The organism is Variovorax sp. V118 (genome assembly GCF_041154445.1).
GTDB classification, from domain to species: Bacteria; Pseudomonadota; Gammaproteobacteria; order Burkholderiales; family Burkholderiaceae_C; genus Variovorax; species Variovorax boronicumulans.
Map to the genome: position 1 here is coordinate 903,915 of NZ_AP028663.1, position 14,882 is coordinate 918,796.

The 14,882-nt window shown below is 69.5% G+C and carries 16 protein-coding genes and 2 pseudogenes; 12 read left to right on the forward strand and 6 right to left on the reverse strand.

Annotated features, from left to right (window positions below; genetic code table 11):
* Positions 1-9 precede the first annotated feature (9 nt).
* The 3 genes and pseudogenes from ACAM52_RS04200 to ACAM52_RS04210 form a co-directional block, all read left to right on the forward strand.
* Positions 10-1,227, forward strand: a pseudogene (locus tag ACAM52_RS04200) (styrene monooxygenase/indole monooxygenase family protein); the annotation flags it as partial.
* A gap of 27 nt (positions 1,228-1,254) precedes the next feature.
* Positions 1,255-1,743, forward strand: a pseudogene (locus ACAM52_RS04205) (flavin reductase family protein); the annotation flags it as partial.
* Between the two features lie 51 nt (positions 1,744-1,794).
* The gene (locus tag ACAM52_RS04210) at positions 1,795-3,036 is read left to right on the forward strand and encodes a dienelactone hydrolase family protein (protein WP_369646206.1); all 1,242 of its coding nucleotides are present in this window, start codon (positions 1,795-1,797) and stop codon (positions 3,034-3,036) included.
* 21 nt (positions 3,037-3,057) lie between these two features.
* On the opposite strand, the gene ACAM52_RS04215 is transcribed toward ACAM52_RS04210, so the two are convergent.
* Complete coding sequence (locus tag ACAM52_RS04215; RefSeq protein WP_369646207.1) at positions 3,058-4,134, reverse strand: helix-turn-helix domain-containing protein; 1,077 nt, start codon at positions 4,132-4,134, stop codon at positions 3,058-3,060.
* 59 nt (positions 4,135-4,193) lie between these two features.
* On the opposite strand from ACAM52_RS04215, the gene ACAM52_RS04220 reads away from it, so the two are divergent.
* The 4 genes from ACAM52_RS04220 to ACAM52_RS04235 are packed head-to-tail and all read left to right on the forward strand — an operon-like array spanning position 4,194 to position 8,679.
* Complete coding sequence (locus ACAM52_RS04220; protein WP_369646208.1) at positions 4,194-5,180, forward strand: Bug family tripartite tricarboxylate transporter substrate binding protein; 987 nt, start codon at positions 4,194-4,196, stop codon at positions 5,178-5,180.
* A gap of 13 nt (positions 5,181-5,193) precedes the next feature.
* The gene (locus ACAM52_RS04225; protein ID WP_369646209.1) at positions 5,194-5,898 is read left to right on the forward strand and encodes an aspartate/glutamate racemase family protein; all 705 of its coding nucleotides are present in this window, start codon (positions 5,194-5,196) and stop codon (positions 5,896-5,898) included.
* Positions 5,899-5,938: 40 nt separating this feature from the next.
* Complete coding sequence (locus tag ACAM52_RS04230) at positions 5,939-6,331, forward strand: Rid family hydrolase (protein WP_369646210.1); 393 nt, start codon at positions 5,939-5,941, stop codon at positions 6,329-6,331.
* Positions 6,328-8,679 carry a penicillin acylase family protein gene (locus ACAM52_RS04235; protein ID WP_369646211.1) on the forward strand — a complete coding sequence of 784 codons (2,352 nt, stop codon included), beginning with the start codon at positions 6,328-6,330 and terminating at the stop codon, positions 8,677-8,679. The genes ACAM52_RS04230 and ACAM52_RS04235 overlap by 4 nt, the downstream gene beginning before the upstream one ends.
* A gap of 42 nt (positions 8,680-8,721) precedes the next feature.
* On the opposite strand, the gene ACAM52_RS04240 is transcribed toward ACAM52_RS04235, so the two are convergent.
* The 5 genes from ACAM52_RS04240 to ACAM52_RS04260 all read right to left on the reverse strand — a co-directional run bounded on the left by ACAM52_RS04240 (position 8,722) and on the right by ACAM52_RS04260 (position 12,050).
* The gene (locus ACAM52_RS04240) at positions 8,722-9,081 is read right to left on the reverse strand and encodes a hypothetical protein (RefSeq protein ID WP_095746312.1); all 360 of its coding nucleotides are present in this window, start codon (positions 9,079-9,081) and stop codon (positions 8,722-8,724) included.
* A gap of 103 nt (positions 9,082-9,184) precedes the next feature.
* Positions 9,185-9,568, reverse strand: a complete 384-nt coding sequence (locus tag ACAM52_RS04245) for a hypothetical protein (protein ID WP_369646212.1) — start codon at positions 9,566-9,568, stop codon at positions 9,185-9,187.
* A gap of 47 nt (positions 9,569-9,615) precedes the next feature.
* Positions 9,616-10,140 (reverse strand): ATP/GTP-binding protein, encoded by a 525-nt coding sequence (locus ACAM52_RS04250; RefSeq protein ID WP_062469903.1) that lies wholly within the window; start codon positions 10,138-10,140, stop codon positions 9,616-9,618.
* Positions 10,137-10,853 (reverse strand): hypothetical protein, encoded by a 717-nt coding sequence (locus tag ACAM52_RS04255; RefSeq protein WP_369646213.1) that lies wholly within the window; start codon positions 10,851-10,853, stop codon positions 10,137-10,139. The genes ACAM52_RS04250 and ACAM52_RS04255 overlap by 4 nt, the downstream gene beginning before the upstream one ends.
* A gap of 348 nt (positions 10,854-11,201) precedes the next feature.
* Positions 11,202-12,050 (reverse strand): plasmid replication/partition related protein, encoded by an 849-nt coding sequence (locus ACAM52_RS04260; RefSeq protein ID WP_369646214.1) that lies wholly within the window; start codon positions 12,048-12,050, stop codon positions 11,202-11,204.
* A gap of 175 nt (positions 12,051-12,225) precedes the next feature.
* Between ACAM52_RS04260 and ACAM52_RS04265 the strand changes: the two genes are divergently transcribed.
* From ACAM52_RS04265 to ACAM52_RS04285, 5 genes are all read left to right on the forward strand, one after another.
* Positions 12,226-12,759, forward strand: a complete 534-nt coding sequence (locus tag ACAM52_RS04265; protein WP_139706689.1) for a sigma-70 family RNA polymerase sigma factor — start codon at positions 12,226-12,228, stop codon at positions 12,757-12,759.
* Between the two features lie 39 nt (positions 12,760-12,798).
* Complete coding sequence (locus ACAM52_RS04270) at positions 12,799-13,047, forward strand: FecR/PupR family sigma factor regulator (RefSeq protein ID WP_369646215.1); 249 nt, start codon at positions 12,799-12,801, stop codon at positions 13,045-13,047.
* A gap of 159 nt (positions 13,048-13,206) precedes the next feature.
* A complete protein-coding gene (locus ACAM52_RS04275) occupies positions 13,207-13,449 on the forward strand; it encodes an MbtH family protein (RefSeq protein ID WP_369646216.1) in 243 nt (80 codons plus the stop codon).
* Positions 13,450-13,454: 5 nt separating this feature from the next.
* A complete protein-coding gene (locus ACAM52_RS04280) occupies positions 13,455-14,201 on the forward strand; it encodes a thioesterase II family protein (RefSeq protein WP_369646217.1) in 747 nt (248 codons plus the stop codon).
* Entirely contained in the window at positions 14,179-14,880 is a 702-nt protein-coding gene (locus tag ACAM52_RS04285) for a 4'-phosphopantetheinyl transferase superfamily protein (RefSeq protein WP_369646218.1), read from the forward strand. Before ACAM52_RS04280 ends, ACAM52_RS04285 begins: the two co-directional genes overlap by 23 nt.
* Positions 14,881-14,882 lie beyond the last annotated feature (2 nt).

The window sequence follows — 14,882 nt, forward strand, 5'->3', positions numbered from 1 at the left end:
AGCCAGCGCATGACACGACGCGTGGCCATCGTCGGCGCCGGCCAGTCCGGCATGCAGCTCGCCCTGGGCCTGCGGGCCAGGGGGTACGTCGTGACGGTGTATGCGAACCGCACGGCGCAGGAGATCTTCGACGGGCCGGTGATGTCCAGCCAGTGCATGTTCGAGACCGCGCTGCAGACCGAGCGCGAACTGGGGCTCGACAGCTGGGCCGACACCTGCCCGGTGGTCGAGGGCATCGGCATGTCGGTGCGCAGCCCGGAAGGCCAGCGCGCCATCGCGTGGGAGGCCAGGCTCGACGGCCCCGCGCAGTCGGTCGACCAGCGCCTGAAGATCTCTGCGTGGATGCAGCTGTTCGAAGCGCGCGGCGGTCGCCTCGTGCACCAGGACGCGGACCTCGACACGCTGGAAGACTGTGCGCGCACGCATGACCTCGTGGTCGTCGCGAGCGGCAAGGGCGAGATATCGGCGCTGTTCCCGCGCGACGCGGCGCGCTCGCCGTTCGACCAGCCGCAGCGCGCGCTGGCGCTCACCTACGTGAAGGGCATGCGCCCGCGCGAACCGTTCGCGGCCGTGAGCTTCAACCTCATTCCGGGTGTCGGCGAGTACTTCGTGTTCCCGGCGCTCACCACCAGTGGCCCGTGCGAGATCATGGTGTTCGAGGGCGTGCCCGGCGGCCCCATGGACTGCTGGGACGACGTGAAGACGCCGCAGGAGCACCTGGCGCGCAGCAAGCAGATCCTGGCCAACTTCCTGCCGTGGGAGGCCGAGCGCTGCGAACACATCGAGCTCACGGACGACCACGGCGTGCTGCGTGGCCGCGTCACGCCCGTGGTGCGCCACCCGGTCGCCACGCTGCCTTCGGGCCGCCAGGTGCTGGGGCTCGCCGATGCCGTCGTGCTCAACGACCCGATCACGGGGCAGGGCTCGAACAACGCGGCCAAGGCGGCCGACATCTACCTCAAGCGCATCCTCGAACATGGCGACGCGCCCTTCGACGCCGCATGGATGCAGCAGACCTTCGATCGCTACTGGGAGGGCTACGCCCGCTGGGCCACCGACTGGACGCACAGCCTGCTCACGCCGCCCGCGCCGCACCTGCAGAAGCTGCTGCAGAGCGCCACGCACAGGCCGGCCGTGGCGAGCGCGGTGGTCAACGGTTTCGACGACCCGCGCAACTTCGCGCCCTGGTGGTTCGACGCAGCCGAGGCCGACCGCTTTCTCGAAGCCAAGGCGCGCGAGGCGGCGGTCGACCGCTTCGACAGGCGCGACTTCCGCAAGGCGCTCGGCCAGTTCAGCACCGGCGTCACCGTCATCACCACGCGCGCGCTCGACGGGCGCCGCGTGGGCATGACGGCCAACTCGTTCTCGTCGGTGTCGCTCGATCCGCCGCTGGTGCTGTGGAGCCTGGCGCGGCAGGCGCCCAGCGTGGCCGACTTCACCGGCGCGAGCCACTTCGCGATCAACGTGCTGGCCGCGCCGCAGCATCATTTGTCGCGCCAGTTCTCGACGCCGCAGGCCGACAAGTTCGGCGGCGTCGACTGCTGCGAAGGCACGGCCGGCGTGCCGCTGCTCAACGGCGTGCTCGCGCGCTTCGTGTGCCGCAACGTGCGACAGTACGACGGCGGCGACCACCTGATCTTCATCGGCGAGGTCGAAGGCTACGAACGCTTCGACGGCGAGCCGCTGGTTTTTCACTCGGGCTACTACCAGGTCACGACGCGCCATCCGGAGTGCGTACAGTGAGCCCCTGGTTCCCCACGTCCACCTTTGAGCATTGAACGGAGTCACACACCCATGCAGAACAAGGCATCCACCTCCTCGTCGCAAGACATCCGCATCCAGGCCGCCGACGGCAGCGGCAGCTTCGGCGCCTACCTGGCCCTGCCGCGCGGCGGCACCGGCCCGGGCCTGGTGCTTGCGCAGGAAATCTTCGGCGTCAACAAGACCATGCGCGACGTGGCCGACTACTACGCCGAGGAGGGCTACGTGGTGCTCGTGCCCGACCTGTTCTGGCGCCAGCAGCCCGACGTACAGCTGGGCTACACGCCCGACGACTGGCAGCGCGCCTTCGCGCTGTACCAGGGCTTCGACGAAGCGCTCGGCATGCAGGACATGCAGGCCGCCATCACCGCGCTGCGCCAGCGCCCCGAGGTGCCCGGCGGCAAGGTCGGCGTGCTCGGCTTCTGCCTGGGCGGCAAGCTCGCCTACCTCGCGGCCTGCCGCACCGACGCCGACGTGGCCGTGGGCTATTACGGCGTGGGCATCGACGCCGCGCTCGACGAGGCCGACCGCATCCGCTGCAAGCTCGCGCTGCACGTGGCCGAGCTCGACGGCTTCTGCCCGCCCGAGGCGCGCGACCGCATCGTGCAGACCCTGCGCGGCCGGCCGAACGTCGAGGTGCATGTGTACCCCGGTGTGGACCACGCCTTCGCGCGTGTGGGCGGCGAGCACTTCCACCGCGCCTCGGCGCTCATGGCGCACGAGCGCAGCGTGGCCGCGCTGAAGTCGGCCATCGGCCCGAACTACGATCTGGCCGCGCTGTGGGACAAGCACTGCGAGTACGAGTTCGGCACCCGCAACGTGGACGACACCATGGGCACCATGGTGGCCGAGCCCTACGTGAACCATATCCCGACCATGACCGGCGGCGTGGGCTACAAGAACCTGCACGCGTTCTACACGAACCACTTCGTCAACAGCAACCCGCCCGACACCTCGCTGGTGCCGATCTCGCGCACCGTGGGCGCCACGCAGGTGGTCGACGAGATGCTGTTCTGCTTCACCCACACCACCGAGATCCCGTGGATGCTGCCCGGCGTGGCGCCCACCGGAAAGCGCGTGGAGATCCCGCTGCTCGCGGTGATCAAGTTCCGCGGCGACAAGCTCTACCACGAGCACATCTACTGGGACCAGGCGAGCGTGCTGGTGCAGGTGGGCCTGCTCGATCCGGCGCTGCTGCCGGTGGCGGGCGTGGAAACGGCACGCAAGCTGCTCGACGAGACGCTGCCGTCGAACACGCTGCTGACACGCACTTGATGCGCCCGCGCGGTTGATCCCTCAGGCGCCGCTGTTGGCCGGCGGCGCCTGCTGCAAGCGGTAGTCGCGCGGCGCCATGCCGTGCTGCTTGCGAAATGCCGCGGTGAAACGGCCGTGGCACTCCCACCCCGCCTCGGCCGCGATGGCCTGCACGCTCAGCTGCGTGTCGCGCAACAGCCGCGCGGCCAGCGCCAGCCGCTCGGCCACGAGCAGGCCGTAGACCGTCGTGCCCTCGGCCTCCTTCACAAGGGCCTGCAGCCGCGTGGCGCGCAGGTCGAGCCGCTGCGCGAGCGCATCGACCGTCCACGCCTGCGCCGGCGCTTCGCCGAGCAGCGCGCGCAGCCTGCGCACCGTCTGCGCTGCCGCACTGCCGTGAGTGTCTTCCGAACGTGCGGGGCGCAGCAGCTGCGCCAGGTCGAGCAGCACGCAGGTCAGCAGCTCGGTCGCGCGCGCGTGGAAAAGCGGCACGAAGGCCGGGCGATCGGAGGGCTCGTCGCCGATGCGCGCCAGGCAATCGCGCACGCGCGGCGTGAGCGCCGCGTTGCACAGCACCCGGCCGTCGTCGCGCTCGACCAGCTCGCTCATCTGCCGCGCGGGCAGCCGCACGCCCAGCGCATGCAGCCAGCGCGGCAGCAGGTCGCGCCGCAGGCGGAACTGCACGAAGTTGTTGCGGCAGGCACCGGGAATGTGGATCAGGTAGCCGCCGTCGCGGTTCGGCGTGCGCAGCAGCGCGCGGTCGACGCGGAAGTCGAGCGGCCGGCCTTGCGCGCTGCCGATCTCGCCCGTGACGTGACCTGAAAGAAAGAAGGTCAGCAGCAGCTCGTTGCCGGGCGCCAGCTGCACGTGCAGGTCGTCGTTCAACCTGAAATCGAAATACAGCGCGCTCGCGCCTTCCCAGGGCGTGGTGCGCAGCCGCAGGATGCGGCCCCCGTCGTCGGGCCAGCGCACCTCGCGGCTGGCGCCGTCGTGCAGGGCCGGCAGCGCCAGCGGTCGATCGGCGGGCAGGCGGATCAGCGCGGCGTTGAAGTCGTCCTCGCGCAGCGCGGCGGCCGTGAACGGCGAAGGCTGGATCGGCACAGTCTGCGATGGGATCGGCATAGAAAACCCTGACAGGCGGCGTTAGCGTTGCAACACTTTGGTTTGAACGGAGTTTATGGATGAATGCTCGACGTGTCTGCCGGTTTCTGGGGCTTCTGGCGGCCCTCGCCGCGGGGTGCCTGCCGGCGCTTGCCGGTGCGCAGAGTGCCTGGCCTTCGCGGCCGATTCGCCTCGTCGTGCCCTTCGTGGCGGGCGGCGGTGCCGACGTGGCCGCGCGGCTCATCGCGGCCAAGCTGCAGGTGCAGCTGGGCCAGCAGGTGGTGGTCGACAACAAGCCGGGCGGCAACACGCTGATCGGTGCGCAAGAGATCATGAAGGCCCAGCCCGACGGCTACACGCTGCTGTGGTCCATCGACCAGACCTTCGTGCTCAACCCGTCGCTGTACAACCGGCTGCCGTACGACCCGCGCAAGGACTTCACGCCGGTGGCGCTGGCCATCACCTCCCCGACGGCCGTCATCACGCGCACCCAGCCGGGCAGCGTGGGCGACGTGCATGAGCTGGTGAAGCGCGCCAAGGCCGCCCCCGGCAAGATCAACATCGGCGCCGCCGCGATCCTGTCGCAGATGGCGCTGGAAGAGTTCAACCGCAGCGCCGGCATCGAGACCACGCGCGTGCCCTACAAGGGCAGCGCCGAAGTGGCGCAGGCCACCATCGCAGGCGACATCGACGCCGCCTTCGACGGCATGGCGCCCTATGTGCAGTTCGTGAAGGCGGGGCGCGCGGAGATCCTGGCCGTCACCTCGGCCAAGCGCTTCTCGGGCCTGCCCGACGTGCCCACGCTCGACGAGCTGGGCTACAGGGGCGTCGACTTCTCCGTGTGGTTCGGCGTGGTCGGCCCGGCCGGCCTGCCGCCCGAGATCGCGAAGCGCGTGAGCGACGGCGTCGACTGGGCGATCCGCCAGCCCGATGTGGTCGAGAAGCTGCTGGTGTTCGGCTTCGAGCCGGCCGCGCAGACCAGCGCAGCAGCACTCAAGGGCCGCATCGACAGCGACCTGGTGCGCTACAGCCCGGTGATCCGCAAGCTCGGCTTCAAGCTCGACTGACAGGGTGCGCGCCATGATGAAAACCGCGGGCCTGATCGGAGGCGTCGCGTGGCCTTCCACGCTCAGCTACTACCGCTTGTTGAACGAGCACATCCAGCGCGAACTCGGCGGCCTGCATTCGGCCCGCTGCGTGATCGTGAGCCTGGACTTCGCCGGCGTCATCGCCGCCATGACCGAAGGGCGCCGCGACGATGCGCGCGCCCAGATGGAAACCGCCGCGCGCCAGGCCCGTGCGGCCGGTGCGGAGCTCATCGCGATCCTCGCGAACACCGGTCACTTCGCCGCCGATGCGGTGCAGGCCGCGGCGGGCGTGCCCCTGGTGCATGTGGCGCGCGAAACCGGCGACGAGATCGCGTCGCGGTTTCCGTCGATGCGCCGCCTCGGCCTGCTGGCCACCAGCTTCGCACTCGACGCGCCGTTCTTCGGCCAGATGCTGGGGGAGGGCGCGGGCTTCGAGCTGGTGCTGCCCGATGCGGCGCAGCGCCGCACGCTCGACGCAGCCATCTTCGGGCCGCTGGCGCGCGGCGAGGCCAGCCCCGCCGACGCGGCCGTCGTCTCGACGCTGTGCAACGCGCTCGTGGCGCGTGGGGCCGAAGGCATCGTGCTGGGCTGCACCGAGCTGAGCGCCGTGAAACCCTGGATCGCGTGCGCCGCACCGCTGTTCGATTCCACCGACATCCACGCCCGCGCCATCGTGCGCGAGATGACGCGGGCCTGATTCCATTTCCACACACAGAGAACGAAAGAGAGACCACCGCATGCAGACCGCCGACTTCCCCTTGCCCTTTGTCAATGCGCCCTACAGCCGCGCGATGTTCGACGACGAGTGGATCTTCGTCTCCGGCACCATCGGCATGGACTACGACACGCAGACGCTCGCCGTCAGTGCCGAAGACCAGACCCGGCTGATGGTGCGCAACATCGAGAAGTACCTCGCAGCTTGCGGCGGACGGTTGGAGCAGGTGATCAACTACACGCTGATCGTGGCCGGCGCCGAGCACCTGGGTGCGGTGGTGCAGACGCTGTCGGAAGTGCTGCCCTGCAAGCCGACCGGCACCGCCATGCTGGCCGGCATCGCCGTGCCGAAGGCCTGGGTGGAGATGCAGGTGATTGCGCGCAAGAGCCAGCCGGTGGGCGGGGCCAAGCCATGACACCGCGCGCCAGCGGGTTGCTGCGCGCCGGCTTCTGCGTGCTCGCCTGCGTCGTGGCCGGCTGCGGCGGCGACAGCGGAGGCGGCGGCGGCTTCTTCGGTGGGCCGGTCGTGACGCCACCACCCACACCGCCCGCGTCGAACGACACCTACAGCGCCGAGGTGCGCTGGACGCAATACGGCCTGCCGCACATCAAGGCCAGCAACTACGCGGGCCTGGGCTATGGCCATGGCTACGCCGTCGCGCGCGATCACCTCTGCCTGCTGGCCGACCGCGTGCTCACGCTGCGCGGCGAGCGCTCGGAACGCTTCGGCCCGGACGGGCTGGCCACCGTGGCCTTCCTGCAGATTCCCAACCTGGACAGCGATCTGTTCTACCGCGTGCAGCTGTCGGACGACGAGGTCGAGACCGCCTGGAAGGGCTTGTCCACCGATGCGCGCCAGCTCGCGCAAGGCTATGCCGCCGGCTTCAACCGCTGGGTGCGCGACCTGCCGCCCGAGGCGCGCCCCGCCGCCTGCAAGGGCCTGGCGCTGCCGCAGATGGAAGCCAGCGATGTGGTGCGCGCCACGATGCAGGTGGGCTCGCTGTGGAAGGCCTTGAGCGTCGCAGCGTACGCCTCGGCATCGACCTGGGACCAGCTGGGCGCGCCGCCCGTCGCGAAGGCCGAGGGCGACCGCCCACCGACGCAGCGCATGGCCAGCAACGCCTGGGCCTACGGCGCCGAGGCCACGGGAACGAACACCTCGATCATGGTGGCCAACCCCCACACGCTGTGGCAGGACCACTGGCTGCTGATGCACCAGATGCACCTCACCATTCCCGGCGAGATCGACGTGATGGGCGCCGACTTCTTGGGCCTGCCGCTGCCGTTGTCGGGCTTCACGCGGCACCTGGCCTGGAGCATCGAGGCGCCCTCGACCGTGACCTATCCCCTGCTGGTGGCGCTGGACGTGAAGCCCGGCGCGAAGCCTTCGTACACGGTCGATGGCGCACCGCGCGAACTGACGATGAAGACCGTCGCGCTGCGCGTGAAGCAGCCCGACGGCAGCGTGCGCACGCAAAGCCACAGCCTCCCGTACTCGCAGCTCGGACCGCTGTACCGCTTGCCTGCGGAAGCCGGCCGCCCGGCCGGCTGGCATGCCGTGACCGACCCCAATGCGGCGAATGCGCGCGCGCTAGACCAGATCCTCGCCGTGGCGAAAGCGCGCGACATCGGCGCCTTCGAGCAGGCGGTGGCGCGCAACCGCGGCATCACCGCGCACCTGATCGCGGGCGACAGCCAGGGGCAGGCGATGTACATCGAGTCGGGACCGCTGCTCGACATCGGCGATGCCGCGCTGCGCGACTGCGCCGTCGTGCCGCCGCCCGACGACGCCACCGTGCCGGGCGCACTCGACGGCCGTCGCAGCGCCTGTGCGGTGCGCGATGCCGACGGCCGGCCGCGCCTGGCACCGGCCAGCTGCCTGCCGGCGCTCGCCACGCGTGGCATCGTGCAGAACGCCAACGACAGCTACAGCCTCTCGCTGGTGGGGCGCCAGCTCGATGGCTATTCATTGCTGCTCGGCAGTCCGAAGGCGGCGCCCGGTGCGCGCACGCTGATGTCGCAGCGGCAGATCGAAGACAGCCTGGCCGACGGTCGCATCGACGTGGCCGAAGCCACCGACATGGTGTTCGGCAATCGCAACCACCTGGCCGAGACCACGCTCGATGCCGTGCTGGCCGCCTGCTCCAGCGCCAAGGACGATGCCACGGTGCAGCGCGCCTGCGGCATCCTGGCCGCGTGGGACCGGCGCCACAACGTCGACAGCCGCGGCGCCTTGCTGTTCACCGAGCTGGGTCCCCGGCTCGACAACGTGCCCGGCCTGTATGCGCAGCCCTACGACCCGGCACACCCGTTCCGCGTGCGGCCGGTGTCGTCGGCGGCAGGCGTGACGGCGGGCATCGTCGCGGCGGTGCGCGACACGGCCGATGCGCTGGCGGCGCTGGGGCTGCGTGGCGATGAGAAATGGGGTGACATGCTGGCGCGGCCCACGCCGCGCGGCCGCGTGCCGCTGCATGGCGGCCCGGGCGGGCAGGGCGTACTCAATGCGCTGGAGGGCGCGCCGCTCACGAAGGACGGCTACGGCGACATCATCGCCGGCACCTCGTACGTGCATGTGGTCACGTGGGCACAGGGCAAGCCGGTGGCGCGCGTGATGATGGCGGGCGGGCAGTCGAGCGACCCGGCCTCGCCGCACCACGACGATCAACTCGAGCTCTTTTCGCGCAAGCAGCTGGTGACGCCGCCCTTCACTGAAGAAGAGATCGCGGCCGATCCGAAGCTGGAGCGGCGCACGTTGCGCGAGTGACGGTGTCGCCAGGCCCTGAACGGAGCCTGGCAACGACGCCGCTCAGACCGTCATGCCTTGTTCGACGTCGAGCGTCTTGCGGCGCGCCATGGCCAGGTTCGACTTGGTCTTGTCCAGCACCAGGTAGACGAACAGGCCTTCCTTCTTCTGCATCGGGCGGATGATGTGGTACTGCTTGCCGAGCGTGATCAGCATGTCTTCGATGCTGTCGTTCAGGCCGAGGTCGCGCATGGTGCGCAGCTTGGCGCGGACCACTTCGGTGTTGCCGGCGGCGGCCACCTCGAGATCGACGCCCGAGCCGATCTGGCCCAGGATCATGCCGCTGCTCGAATCGACCAGCGCCGCGCACAGGGCGCCGTCGCAGGTCATCAGGTCGTCCATGGATTGCTTGATATTTGCCATCGAAATCTTTCCTAGTCCTCGCCCCTGAAAGTCGGCGGCCACCCGGGCGAAGGGGATGGGTGGCTGCCGGTGTCGAATGGGTGTGGTGCGCCGATGCCCGGCGTCAGGCGTGCTGCAGCAGCTGCGTCGCCTGTTTCGCGAAGTACAGGACCTGGCCGATGATGGCTTCGCGGCTGGTGACCACGCTCACGATCAGCGTCATCTCGGGATGCCGTGCCTGCAGCATCAGGATGTGGCCGTGCGTGGCCTCGATCGCCACGTTGTCGCAGTGGCCCAGCTGGCTTTCCTCGCTGGCCACGGCGCCCAGCGCGGCCAGCGAACTGGCGATGGCCGACAGGCGCGCGACCTGCGCGGTGTTCTCGACGCGCGCGGCCAGCTCCAGGCCGTCTTCGGTCGAGATCACCACGGCCTTCACGCCCTTGATTTCCCGCATCAGGGTGTCGATGGCCGATTCCGCTGCAAGCCTGATTCTTGGAGTGATGTTCATTGCTGCCTGAATGGAAGGAAAAGGAGAAAAAGAGGGGCGTCCTGCGTTCAGACCTCGAGCTGGAGCAGGAGCAGTTCCAGCAGCTGCACGACCTGCTGCGCATCGGTGACGTTGGCCGGCAGCACCGGGCACACGACGCCCTTGGCCTCCATGCGCCGGGCGTAGGCGTCGATGCCGGGGCTCGGGTGCGTTTCCATGCGGCCCACCGCCACCACGCAGGCGGTCTGCGCGATGAGCTCGGCGAAGCCGTCCAGGTAGATGTCCAGGTCGGCCAGCGGATCGGGGCGGCTGTTGTCCACCAGGATCACCACGCCGAGCGCGCCGCGCCCCAGGATGCGCCACATGAAGTCGAAGCGCATCTGGCCGGGCGTGCCGTACAGGCGCAGCTTCTCGCCGTTGTCGAGCGTGAGTTCGCCGTAGTCCAGGCCGACCGTGGTGGTGGCCTTGGCCACCGAGGTGTCGCTGTTGCGCACGTCGGTGCTCACGGGCGGGATCTCGCTCACGCCGGCGATGGCCGTGGTTTTGCCGGCGCCCATGGTGCCGGTGAAGAGGATCTTGTGTTCTACGGTCATTGAGGGCCTGACGGCAGCAAGCCGAGTCGGTTCCTGATGCGTGCGAGCAGGCCGGGCTGCACGGTGTCGCGCGCCGGCGCCGGAAAGCGGCTGTCGGGAAAGACGCTGTCGGGGGCCGAGGCCGCCACCAGCGCGCCGGGGGGCGCGGCGCGTTCGAGTAGGCCGGCGCGCTGCAGGTCGGCCAGGAAATCCGCGCACTCCTGGCGCGTGGCGGGCGAGCGCTGCTGCAGCGACAGCACCGACGCCGGCCGGTTGGACATCAGCGTGGCCAGCCGCAGGCGGATCGGCGCCTCGAGCACGGCCGCGGGCGGCCAGCGCAGCATGCGGAATTCTTCGTGTTCGCCGATCGGCACCTCGGTCGTAGCCAGCCCCAGGCCGCGGGCGTGGACGACCATCGCGCCGAGGCGGTTGAGCACCACTTCCAGCGCATCGGTGTGCAGCGGCAGGGCCAGGAAAGGGCCGCGTTGCGGATCGGCATGGGCGACGGTCAGCGTGGGCACCGCCGGTTGGGGCGAGGCGGCTGCGAGGGCGACTTGGTCGCCGACGACCCGCAGGTCGGCCTGTTCGGCCTTCCACGACCAGTTCTGGTGCGTGCGGTGGTCGAGCAGCCGGATCAGCGACTTGAGCAGCACTTCTTCGCGGTGCGGCAGCCCTTCGACGCTGTAGCTCAGCAGGGCGCGTTGACTTTTGGGAACGGTGTTAACGGCCGTCATGCAGCCTCCGCACCACCGTGCCCATCGGCCGGCCGCTGTGGGGTGTTGCGTTCAACCGCATCGAAAACACCGATTGGAGGCGGCATCGCCGTTCTTTTTGCAACTTAAGCACTCACTGTAAGAAGTTGGACGGAGACGCCGATCGCAACGCTGGCTGGGAGAACTAAAGTGTTTGTTTGGAGGTGGCGTCAAAAATATAACACTTGTTGCAAATAAAAACACAAGATTACGAACAACTGTTTTCAGTGGGTCGCGGACGCGACAAAGCCTCGCGGGCCGCAGCGCGGCGCGCGAGGTTTCAGGGGGCTGTGAAAGGGGCGGGCGGGGAGAAGAGCGCCCGCCGGGGCGTCAGTGCGCCAGTTGCGCCTGCAGCTCGGCCACTTGCCGGCGCAGGTCCGCGTTCTCGGCCGTGAGCTCGGCCACGCGCTGTTGCAGTTGCTGCACGGCGTCGAGCGCCGCCGGTTCGGCGCCTTCTTCGGTTTCGGGCGCGGCCTCGCGCGGCTTGCGCTTGGCCTCGCGCACGCGCTTGGCGGCCTGCTTGAGCTCGTCCTTGCCGGCGTTGGCGGCTGTCACCTGCTCTTCAGCGGGTAGCGAGGCGACGGCCGCGGCCGTGTTGATCGAGATCACGCCCGACTTCACGGCCGCCACCAGCTCGGGCGCGGCCTGCTTCTGGATCTTCTCGATCATCACGACCTGGCTGCTGCTCAGGCGCGCGGCGCGGGCGATGGCCTCGCGGCTGTTCAGCGGCACGGGCGGCGGCAGGGCTTCGTCGGAAGCGGGAGTGGAGGTCGAAGCGGGGGCGTCGTCGACGTCGAAGGGCGGGTCGTCCGCCGTGGTCGGGGTGGTCGGCGTGGCGGCGCTGCTGCGGGCGCGGCGCTCGTCCACGATGTCCTTCTTGCGCAGCGCCAGCACGCCGCGCAGGTAGTCCGAGATGCTGCGGCGGCCCAGGTGCTGGTCGATCATCCACAGGTGCACGTCCTGCAGCGTCTTGAAGCGCGTGTTCTGCACGGTCTGGAAGGGCAGGCCGTGCTTCTGGCAGATGCCGTAGCGGTTGTGGCCGTCCACCAGCACGTCGCCCCACAGCACCAGCGCGTCGCGGCAGCCTTCGGTGAGGATGCTGCGTTCGAGGGCTTCGTACTCCTCCGGCGTCAAGGGATCGATATAGGCTTTGAGTTCTTCGTTGACGACGATGTTCATGGGTACGGGTGCGATGTAAGGGGCGGAATTTTAGGTGTCTCGGTTTCGGCCGCTCGAACGTCTAGACAGGGAGAGAGACGAGAAGGCGCCACCGGGAAAAACAGGGCCTTCTTGCGTCATCAAATGGTAATAGTTCTTATTTGCATCTTTGCCCTTGAACACTTCAGGAGTACCCATGGATCTGTCGCTTTCCCCGTCCGCGCCCACGCTGGGGGAGGTCTTCATCGCGAACCGTGCCCAGCTCCAGCGCGTCGCGCAAAAGATCGTCCGCACCGCTGACCTCGCAGACGAAGTGCTGCAGGACGCCTACCTGAAGCTCGCCGACGGCGCTTCGGTGCGCGATGTCCGCAAGCCGCTCGGTTACTGCTGCCAGGTGGTGCGCAACGTGGCGGTCGACTACCACCGCCACCATTCCGTGGAGGCCAGCTACCGCACCTACTGCGACGACGTCGAACTCGTGAGCCCGCCCAGCAGCAACGACGCGCCCGACCGCGTGCTCGGCGGCCGGCAGGCGCTGGTGGCCATCGACCGCGTGCTCGAAGCGCTGCCGGCGCGCACCCGCCTCGCGTTCGAACTCAACCGCCTCAGTGGCCTGACCCAGCGCGAGATCGCCACGCGCCTGGGCTGCTCCGCCACCCTCGTGAACTTCATGATCAAGGACGCCGACGCCGCCCTCGAAAGCTGCCGCTACCTCGTGCAGGCCGCCTGAGTTTTCCGACGCACCGCATCGGCGCTACGATGGCCGCCGATGAGCAGCAGCCCCAACGACACGCAAAGCGACCCCACCTGGCAGACCGCCTGGGCGTGGGTCCGCCGCCAGCACGCCGGCGAAGGCGCCCTCGACGCCGCCGCGAGCGCCGAGCTCGCGCACTGGCTCGCCGCCGATCCTGCCCATCGCCAGGCCTACGACGAGGCAGGCCGCCTCTGGCTGCTCGTCGGCCTGGTGCCGCCTGCGCACGACGTCCCGTCGCCGGACGCCGAAGACGCGGCCCGCTAGCCCGCTCCCTCTTTTTTTCGCAGCTCCTGCAGCGGCCCTCGCCGCGGCGCAGCCGTGCACGGTCTGGATGCATGCGGGACTAAACACCCAGCCTCGCGGCGCGTCTTGTATCGCAAGGGCAAACCCTGCCCGTCATTGCACTTACCAAGAGGACCGCCCATGTCTATCAGCTGTTTCGACCGCGAGGACGAGACCTTCATCGTGCTCGTCAACCACGAAGCGCAATATTCCATCTGGCCGCACTGGAAGGCCGTGCCTGGCGGCTGGACCGCCGTCGACGGCGTCAAGGGCGACAAGAAGACCGTGCTCGACTACGTCGAAGCCCAGTGGACCGACATGCGCCCGAAGTCGTTGCGCGACTGGATGGCCACTCAGCAGCAACCTGACAACGCCTCCGCCTGACGCACATGCAGGCCTCGCTGCCCCTGCTGTGCCTGCCCTGCGCGGGCGCCAGCGCCACCATGTACCTGCGATGGCGGCGTGCGCTGCCGCGCTGGATCGAGGTCGTGCCGGTCGAGCTGCCGGGCCGCGGCGGGCGCCTGGGCGAAAGCTTCGTCGACGACTTCGACCGCATGGTCGCGCAGCTGTGCGCCGAGCATGAAGGCGTGCTGCGCGGTCGCTACGCGCTCTTCGGCCACAGCATGGGCGCCTTGCTGGCCTGGGGCATGGCGCAGCAGCAGCGGCGGCAGCGGCGCCCGCTGCCGGGCGCCCTGATCGTCTCCGGCAGCGCAGCGCCTTCGCAGCGCGACCCTGACCGCTTTCTCGACATCACCGACGACGCGGCTCTCATCGCCGACCTGCGCAAGCAGGGCGGCACGCCCGACGAACTCTTCGACAGCCCCGAGCTGCTGCGCATGACGCTCGACACCCTCGGCGCCGACTACCGCCTGTGCCGCAGCTTCGTGCACGCCGACCCCGCGCCATTGCCCGTGCCCCTGCATGTGCTGGCCGGCCGCCAGGACGACATCGCCCCGTGGCGCATGCAGGCCTGGGCCGCTGAGACCGCGCACGCGCGCTTCACGCTCGACTGGTTTGAGGGCGGCCATTTCTTCATCCGCCAGCGCGAGACCTCCGTGCTGGCCGCGCTGGCGCGGCACCTCGCGCCGGCGGTGATGGCGGCGGGAGGCGTCGATGCGGCTCGTGCCCTGGCATGACCCCTTGCCGCCGGGCATCGCGTTGCAGCGCCTGGACCTGGACCTCGCGGCGAACGATGGCGATGCCTGGGCCGACCTCACGCCCGACGAACGTGCCCGCGCCAACCGATTCGCCCGCCGCGCCGACCGCGTGCGCTTCGCCCACACCCGCGCCGCCGTGCGCCGCCTGATCGCGCAGCGCCTCGCCTGCCGTCCGGCGGAGGTGCCGCTGCGTGCCGACGCACACGGCAAGCCCTTCGTCGAAGCCGGCAGCGACAACGCCGTGCCCCTCTTCAACATCTCGCACGCCGGCGACCATGCGCTCATCGCGCTGGCCGATCCGGCGCGCGTGCGTTGCGTCGGCGTTGACATCGAAGCCTGCGCGCGCGACCTCATGGCCGACGCCGATGCGCTGCTCGCCATGGCCTTCACCGCGCGCGAACAGCGCGAGATCCGCAGCGATGCCGACCTGCCACACGCCTTCTACCGACGCTGGGTCGGCAAGGAAGCTGTGTTGAAAGCCGCCGGCGTCGGCATGGCCGAGCACCTGCAAAGCGTCGGCATCCACCCCGATGCCCATGGCGCGCTCGCCGTCGACTGCGCCGTGCCCGCGTGGGCCGGCATTGAAGCGATGGCGCTGTCCGCGCCGCCGGGCTATGCCGCCGCGCTGGCCTGGCACACCAAGGAACAACCCCTGTGAAC

Bases quoted from the DNA above. Each gene is read 5' to 3' on its own strand.
- ACAM52_RS04230 (WP_369646210.1), top strand. From the start codon at position 5,939: ATGCAGACCGCCGACTTCCCCTTGCCCTTTGTCAATGCGCCCTACAGC.
- ACAM52_RS04280 (WP_369646217.1), top strand. From the start codon at position 13,455: ATGCAGGCCTCGCTGCCCCTGCTGTGCCTGCCCTGCGCGGGCGCCAGC.
- ACAM52_RS04225 (WP_369646209.1), top strand. From the start codon at position 5,194: ATGATGAAAACCGCGGGCCTGATCGGAGGCGTCGCGTGGCCTTCCACG.
- ACAM52_RS04235 (WP_369646211.1), top strand. From the start codon at position 6,328: ATGACACCGCGCGCCAGCGGGTTGCTGCGCGCCGGCTTCTGCGTGCTC.
- ACAM52_RS04240 (WP_095746312.1), bottom strand. From the start codon at position 9,081: ATGGCAAATATCAAGCAATCCATGGACGACCTGATGACCTGCGACGGC.
- ACAM52_RS04285 (WP_369646218.1), top strand. From the start codon at position 14,179: ATGCGGCTCGTGCCCTGGCATGACCCCTTGCCGCCGGGCATCGCGTTG.
- ACAM52_RS04250 (WP_062469903.1), bottom strand. From the start codon at position 10,140: ATGACCGTAGAACACAAGATCCTCTTCACCGGCACCATGGGCGCCGGC.
- ACAM52_RS04260 (WP_369646214.1), bottom strand. From the start codon at position 12,050: ATGAACATCGTCGTCAACGAAGAACTCAAAGCCTATATCGATCCCTTG.
- ACAM52_RS04215 (WP_369646207.1), bottom strand. From the start codon at position 4,134: ATGCCGATCCCATCGCAGACTGTGCCGATCCAGCCTTCGCCGTTCACG.
- ACAM52_RS04255 (WP_369646213.1), bottom strand. From the start codon at position 10,853: ATGACGGCCGTTAACACCGTTCCCAAAAGTCAACGCGCCCTGCTGAGC.
- ACAM52_RS04245 (WP_369646212.1), bottom strand. From the start codon at position 9,568: ATGAACATCACTCCAAGAATCAGGCTTGCAGCGGAATCGGCCATCGAC.
- ACAM52_RS04275 (WP_369646216.1), top strand. From the start codon at position 13,207: ATGTCTATCAGCTGTTTCGACCGCGAGGACGAGACCTTCATCGTGCTC.
- ACAM52_RS04270 (WP_369646215.1), top strand. From the start codon at position 12,799: ATGAGCAGCAGCCCCAACGACACGCAAAGCGACCCCACCTGGCAGACC.
- ACAM52_RS04210 (WP_369646206.1), top strand. From the start codon at position 1,795: ATGCAGAACAAGGCATCCACCTCCTCGTCGCAAGACATCCGCATCCAG.
- ACAM52_RS04265 (WP_139706689.1), top strand. From the start codon at position 12,226: ATGGATCTGTCGCTTTCCCCGTCCGCGCCCACGCTGGGGGAGGTCTTC.
- ACAM52_RS04220 (WP_369646208.1), top strand. From the start codon at position 4,194: ATGAATGCTCGACGTGTCTGCCGGTTTCTGGGGCTTCTGGCGGCCCTC.